The organism is Phenylobacterium sp., assembly GCF_035276905.1.
Classification (GTDB): domain Bacteria; phylum Pseudomonadota; class Alphaproteobacteria; order Caulobacterales; family Caulobacteraceae; genus Phenylobacterium.
Window position 1 is genome coordinate 1 of sequence record NZ_DATELG010000339.1, and the last position, 5947, is coordinate 5947.

The 5947-nt window shown below is 67.6% G+C and carries 6 protein-coding genes; all 6 read right to left on the reverse strand.

Annotated elements, in window-relative coordinates; genetic code table 11:
- Window positions 1–1160 (reverse strand): ATP-binding protein (locus VJS38_RS16020; protein ID WP_324089152.1); only part of this gene is annotated, 1160 nt, incomplete at its 3' end.
- Window positions 1161–1349: 189 nt separating this feature from the next.
- Entirely contained in the window at window positions 1350–1517 is a 168-nt protein-coding gene (locus VJS38_RS16025) for a hypothetical protein (RefSeq protein WP_324089153.1), read from the reverse strand.
- 62 nt (window positions 1518–1579) lie between these two features.
- Window positions 1580–3508, reverse strand: coding sequence for a peptidase M61 (locus VJS38_RS16030; protein ID WP_324089154.1), 1929 nt, complete (start codon window positions 3506–3508; stop codon window positions 1580–1582).
- A 128-nt stretch (window positions 3509–3636) separates the two neighbouring features.
- Complete coding sequence (glnA, locus tag VJS38_RS16035; protein ID WP_324089155.1) at window positions 3637–5046, reverse strand: type I glutamate--ammonia ligase; 1410 nt, start codon at window positions 5044–5046, stop codon at window positions 3637–3639.
- Window positions 5047–5083: 37 nt separating this feature from the next.
- Window positions 5084–5422 (reverse strand): P-II family nitrogen regulator, encoded by a 339-nt coding sequence (locus VJS38_RS16040; RefSeq protein ID WP_324089156.1) that lies wholly within the window; start codon window positions 5420–5422, stop codon window positions 5084–5086.
- A gap of 313 nt (window positions 5423–5735) precedes the next feature.
- The coding region (locus VJS38_RS16045) for a hypothetical protein (protein ID WP_324089157.1) at window positions 5736–5947 on the reverse strand (212 nt) is incomplete at its 5' end.

Below are 5947 nucleotides of genomic sequence, written 5' to 3' on the forward strand. Positions count from 1 at the left end.
TTGGTCTGGCCCTGGAACTCGGGGTTGGCGATGAAGACGCTGATCAGGGCGCCGGCCTGGGCGACCACGTCCTCGGCGGTGATCAGCCCGCCGCGTTTCTCGCCGGTCAGCTCGGCGTACTGCTTCAGGCCGCGGGTCAGCGCCGCGCGCAGGCCGGACTCGTGCGTTCCGCCCTCGGGCGTCGGCACGGTGTTGCAGTAGGACTGCATGAAGCCGTCGGCCTCGCCGAAGCCGGCGCCCGTCCAGGTCACCGCCCATTCGACCTTGCCGGTCTCCCCGGGCCGCTCGTAGCGGCCGGCGAAGGGCTCGGGCGTGACGGTCTCGATGTCCTTGACCCGCTCGGCCAGGAAGTCGGCCAGACCGTTGGGGAAGCGGAAGGTCGCCTCGGGCGGGGTCTGGTCGTGGATCCGGGCGGGATCGCACTTCCAGCGGATCTCCACCCCGCCGAACAGATAGGACTTGGAGCGGGCCATGCGGTAGAGGCGGGCGGGTTTGAAGGCGCAGCCCTCGCCGAAGATCACCGGGTCGGGCTGGAAGCTGATCGCCGTGCCCTTCTTGCGGGTGGGGCTGAGCTTCTCGATGGCCCCCAGCGGCTTGCCGCGGCTGAAGACCTGGCGCCACTCGAAGCCGTCCTTCCAGACGCCCACCTCGACGCGTTCGGAGAGGGCGTTGACCACCGACACGCCCACCCCGTGCAGGCCGCCGGAGGTCTCGTAGGCCTTGCCGGAGAACTTCCCGCCGGAGTGCAGGACGGTCATGATGACCTCCAGCGCCGACTTGCCGGGATGCTTGGGGTGCGGGTCGACCGGGATGCCCCGCCCGTCGTCGCGCACCGTCAGCACGCCCTCGGCGTCCAGAGTGACCTCGATGACCTTGGCGTGGCCGGCGACGGCCTCGTCCATGGCGTTGTCGAGCACCTCGGCGAACAGGTGGTGCAGCGCCCGCTCGTCGGTGCCGCCGATGTACATGCCCGGCCGCTTGCGCACCGGCTCCAGCCCTTCCAGCACCTCGATGTCGGCGGCCGAATAGCCGGAGGTGGCTTTAAGCCCGATCACCGCCGGATCGGGGCGCGGCTCATGCGTCTCGGCCAGCGGCGCGGCCGGCGCCGGGTTCAGCGCGTCGTCGAAGAGCGAGGCTTGGGCTTTGGCGTTGCTGGGCATGACTCTGGGAATTTGGCGCGATTCTGCAGACCGGTATGAATACCGGGCGGCGGGATGGCAATGTGGCGAAGGGCGGCTGGGGGAGGACGAAGCGTCTGGCGACGTTGCTGCCGACCTCACAATTCCCGACATCACCTCACGACTTTCGTCGGGATCAATGGGCTGTCGGAGGCGAAGGTTGCGCCCGGTTCAGCTGGTGCGCGCGACGATGTCATGCCGCATCGCCAGGAACCGATCGCGCACGTGAGCGAAGAAGCGCGGAGGGGGCATGCCGATGGCGACGCTCTCGGGTCCCTGGCCGGGCGTGGGACGAAGATCCGGGCCGGGCCACGTGAAGACATTGGCTTCGGTGACCACGACCCAGGAGCGCTCGGCGTCGAGGCCGAGGCGGCGTTTGGTGTCGAGAGGGATCTCGACGGCTAGCCCCGCGGCGCCAATATCGCCGACAGCCGGTCGGGCGCGCCCTCGATCCGCTCCAGCCGCGGGTAGCGAAGACCGCCATGGTAGTCGATCGGGACCATCTTGAACCGGTCGCCGGTCTGCACCAGGAGGGTGATCGGCTCGCGGCCGGTCTTGGCCTCGGTGATGGTCCGCTTCAGGTCGTCGGCGTCGTAGGCGATCCCGTCGACCGCCAGGATCCTGCCGCCGACGGCCAGGCCCGCCTTGAACGCGGGGCTGTCCCATAGCACCGCGTCGATGGCCCCGTCGCGGCCGATTGACAGGCCCAGCGAATAGCCGAGGTCGACGCTGTGCCGGCGCGCCTCGTTGTCCTTCCAGAAGGCGGTGGGCGTGTCGGTGAAGACCAGCTTCCAGCCGCCGCGCTCCAGGCCGCTGAACGGCGGTTGCGGCGCCACGTCGACGAGCCGCGCCTTGAGGAAGCTGGCCCAGTCGTAGGGCTGGACCTTGTTGAGGGTGGCGACCACCTCGTCGAAATCGTAGGTCACCGGCGTCCAGCTGCCGTCGCCGACGCCGAAGAAGGCGCGGGCGAAGTCGTCGAGCGAACGCTTGCCGCCCGAGCGCTCGCGGATCAGGGTGTCGGCGTCGAGCCAGACCAGCATCCCTTCCGAATAGTAGTCCTCCGACCGCTGCCAACTGACCCAGGGGATCGGTCGGCGGGCGTTGATGATCGGGTCGTTGGTGGTGTCCTCGACCGAGCGCCAGGCGCGCCCCGGCCGGCCGCCGTAGAGGGCGGCGGTCATGGCCAGCGAATCCAGCGCCTGCTGCTTCGTCCAAAGGCCCGAGCGCGCCGCCAGCACCTGGCCCCAGTACTGGGTCTGGCCCTCGTAGACCCAAAGCAGGCTGCCCCGCATCGGGGTCGCGAAATCCGGCGTCCAAAGGTCGGCCGGGCGGCGGAACTTGCCGTTCCAGGAGTGGACGTACTCGTGCGGCAGCAGGTCGCGGTAGGGGGCGGCCTTGCTCCAGTCGGTGAAGTAGCTCGGCGTGGTCCCGTTCTCGCTGGAACGATGGTGCTCCAGGCCGATCGCGCCCATCCGGTCGGTCAGCGCCAGCAGGAAGTCGTAGTGGTCGTAGTGGCGCGCGCCGAACAGCTTGTCGGCCTGGCCGATGAGCGCCTTGTGCAAGGCGATCTGCTCGTCGCTGGCCTCCAGCTGGTCGGCGCTGTCGGCGACGACGTTCAGCCTGACTGGCGAGCGGCCCTTGGCGTCGAGGTCGACCTCTTTGAACCAGCGGCCGGCGAAGATCGGCGAGTCGACCAGGGTGTCGACGTCGGTCCTGGCGAAGCGCACCCCGTCGCCCCCGCGGGTCGCGCCGTCCAAGGCGGTGGCGAACTTCCAGCCCGCGGGCAGGCGCACGCTGGGTTCGACGGCGATGCGGCGGGTGAAATAGCCGGCCGGATAGAGCACGACCTGATTCCACTGCAGGTTCAGCATGTCCGGCGTGACGACGATCCGGCCCTGGTCCTTGGCGGTCGGCGAGACGAACTGGAACTCCAGGTCCAGGGTCGTCGCGCCGGCCGGCGGATCGACGTGGAAGGCGAAGACGTCGATTGGATCGCGGCGCCAGGGAATGACCTGGCCGTTCGCCCGCACCACCAGGCCGGCGAAGTCATTGAGCGGCCCGTTGGGCGAATGGTGGCCCGGCAGCCACTTCGGAAACAGCAGGGTGAACGGCTGGCCGCCGGCGACCGGAAGCGTCTCGCGCACCCGCAGGATGCGCCGGTCGAGATCGGTGGCGTCGACGGCGAGCTGGATCACCCCGGGGTAGGCCGTGTCCTGCGCCGGGGCGATCGGCGGTTGCGGCGGCGCCGGCTGGGGGCCGGGCGAGGGCTGGGCCTGGGCGGCGCCCGAAAGAACGAGGCTGGAGGCGAAGGCGAGGAGGGCTTGGCGCAAGGCGGCAGGCTCGCACGTTTGGATGTAACTGTTACACCGTTCTAGCTTGGCCTGATCCGGTCCGCGATGACATGAAAAAAGGGCCGCGGCGAACCGCGGCCCTTCTCAAGTCGCTCAGATAAGAGCGCTTAGGCCTTGAAGTACATATCGAATTCCACCGGGTGCGGGTGGAGTGCAAGGCGCATGACTTCTTCCATCTTCAGCTCGATGTAGGCGTCGATGAAGTCGTCGTCCATGACGCCGCCCTTCTTCAGGAAGGCGCGGTCCTTGTCGAGGTTCTCGAGCGCTTCCTTCAGGCTGCCGCAGACTTCCGGGATCTTCTTCTGCTCGCGGGGCGGCAGGTCGTAGAGGTTTTTGTCCGCGGCCGGGCCCGGATCGATCTTGTTCTCGATGCCGTCGAGGCCGGCCATCAAGAGGGCCACGAAGGTCAGGTAGGGGTTGCCCATCGGGTCGGGGAAGCGCGCTTCGATCCGCTTGGCCTTGGGGCTGTCGACGTGCGGGATGCGGATCGAGGCCGAGCGGTTGCGGGCCGAGTAGGCCAGCTTCACCGGGGCTTCGTAGCCCGGCACCAGACGCTTGTAGGAGTTGGTGGTCGGGTTGGAGAAGGCGTTGATCGCCTTGGCGTGCTTGATGATGCCGCCGATGTACCAGAGGCAGGTGTCCGAGAGGCCGGCGTACTTGTCGCCGGCGAACATCGGCTTGCCGTCCTTCCAGATCGACTGGTGCACGTGCATGCCCGAGCCGTTGTCGGCGAACATGGGCTTCGGCATGAAGGTCGCCGTCTTGCCGTAGGCGTGGGCGACGTTCTGGATGACGTACTTATAGAGCTGCATCCGGTCGGCCATGGTGATCAGCTCGGCGAACTTCAGGCCGAGTTCGTGCTGAGCCGGCGCCACTTCGTGGTGGTGCTTTTCCGGCTGCATGCCGAGCTCGCCCATCACCGCCAGCATTTCGCCGCGCAGGTCCTGGGCCGAGTCGATCGGGTTGACCGGGAAGTAGCCGCCCTTCGGGCCCGGGCGATGGCCCATGTTGCCTTCCGGATAGACCTTGGCCGAGTTCACCGGCAGTTCCGAGGAGTCGAAGGAGTAGCCGGTGTCGTGCGGGGCGGTGTTCCAGCGCACGTCGTCGAAGATGAAGAACTCGGCCTCGGGGCCGAAGAATACCGTGTCGCCGATGCCGGCCGACTTGGTGTAGTTCAGCGCCGCCGCGGCGATCGAGCGCGGGTCGCGGTTGTAGGGCGTGCCGGTGTCCGGGTTCACGACGTTGCAGAAGATCGCCAGCGTCGTCTGCTGGTAGAACGGGTCGATGATCGCCGTGCTCAGGTCCGGACGCAGCTTCATGTCGGACTCGTTGATCGCCTTCCAGCCGGCGATCGAAGAGCCGTCGAACATGGTGCCGTCGGTCAGGAAGTCGTCGTCGACCAGGTCGATGTCGAAGGTCACGTGCTGCATCTTGCCGCGCATGTCGGTGAAGCGCACGTCGACGTACTTGACGTCCTTTTCCTTGATCAGCGCCTGAATATCTTTGGCGGTGGCCATATTTGGGTTCCCCTTTGGATCTCGATGCTGGAGGGTGTCAGATGGCGGCCGGGCCGGTCTCGCCGGTCCGGATGCGCATTACGTCGATGACGTCGGAGATGAAGATCTTGCCGTCGCCGATGCGGCCGGTGCGCGCCGCGCCGGCGATGGCGTCCAGCGCGGGTTGCAGCTGATCGTCGGCGACGACGACCTCGATTTTGATCTTGGGCAGGAAGTCCACGACGTACTCGGCGCCGCGGTAGAGTTCCGTCTGCCCCTTCTGGCGGCCGTAGCCCTTGGCCTCCATGACCGTCATGCCCTGGACGCCGAGCTCCTGCAGGGCTTCCTTCACCTCGTCCAGCTTGAACGGCTTGATGACGGCTTCGATCTTTTTCATGGCCTCGTCGGCTTTGGTGAAACGGATCCCGCCCCGGCGGTCGCGGCGGAGGTGCACGCTGGGGCCGGGCCGGGCAAGGGAGAGTCTGCCCGGGATCAGCTCGGAAGCTGCGGGAATCCGCAGGCGCCCAAGGAGTGGGCGCTGATAGCACAAAATTCAGTCAGGTCGATGCAGCGCCCCGGATGTGGGCGGCGAAGCCGCGCGCAGGCGGTCGGATCGGGCTGAATTGTAACGCAGCGAGGCGCGCGCAAAGCGAATTCGCCGGAAAAACGGCGTTTTGGTTCGGCGCGACGTTTTGCGGCGCTGAAACCTTTCACGCCCGACTGCTGAAGATTGCGGCGGAAACCTGGGACAGCGCCTCGCGAAAGGGCTTTTCGCCGCCGCCGCCGGATGGCATCGGAGGGCCGACCACGACCTCGCGCCCCGTTCGGCGCGGCAGGGCGATGGAGCGGAAGATCGGAGGCTGTCCTTGGCCGCGCGTCAGATCCTCACCGTCGCCGAAACGGCTCGCGCCGACGCTGCGGC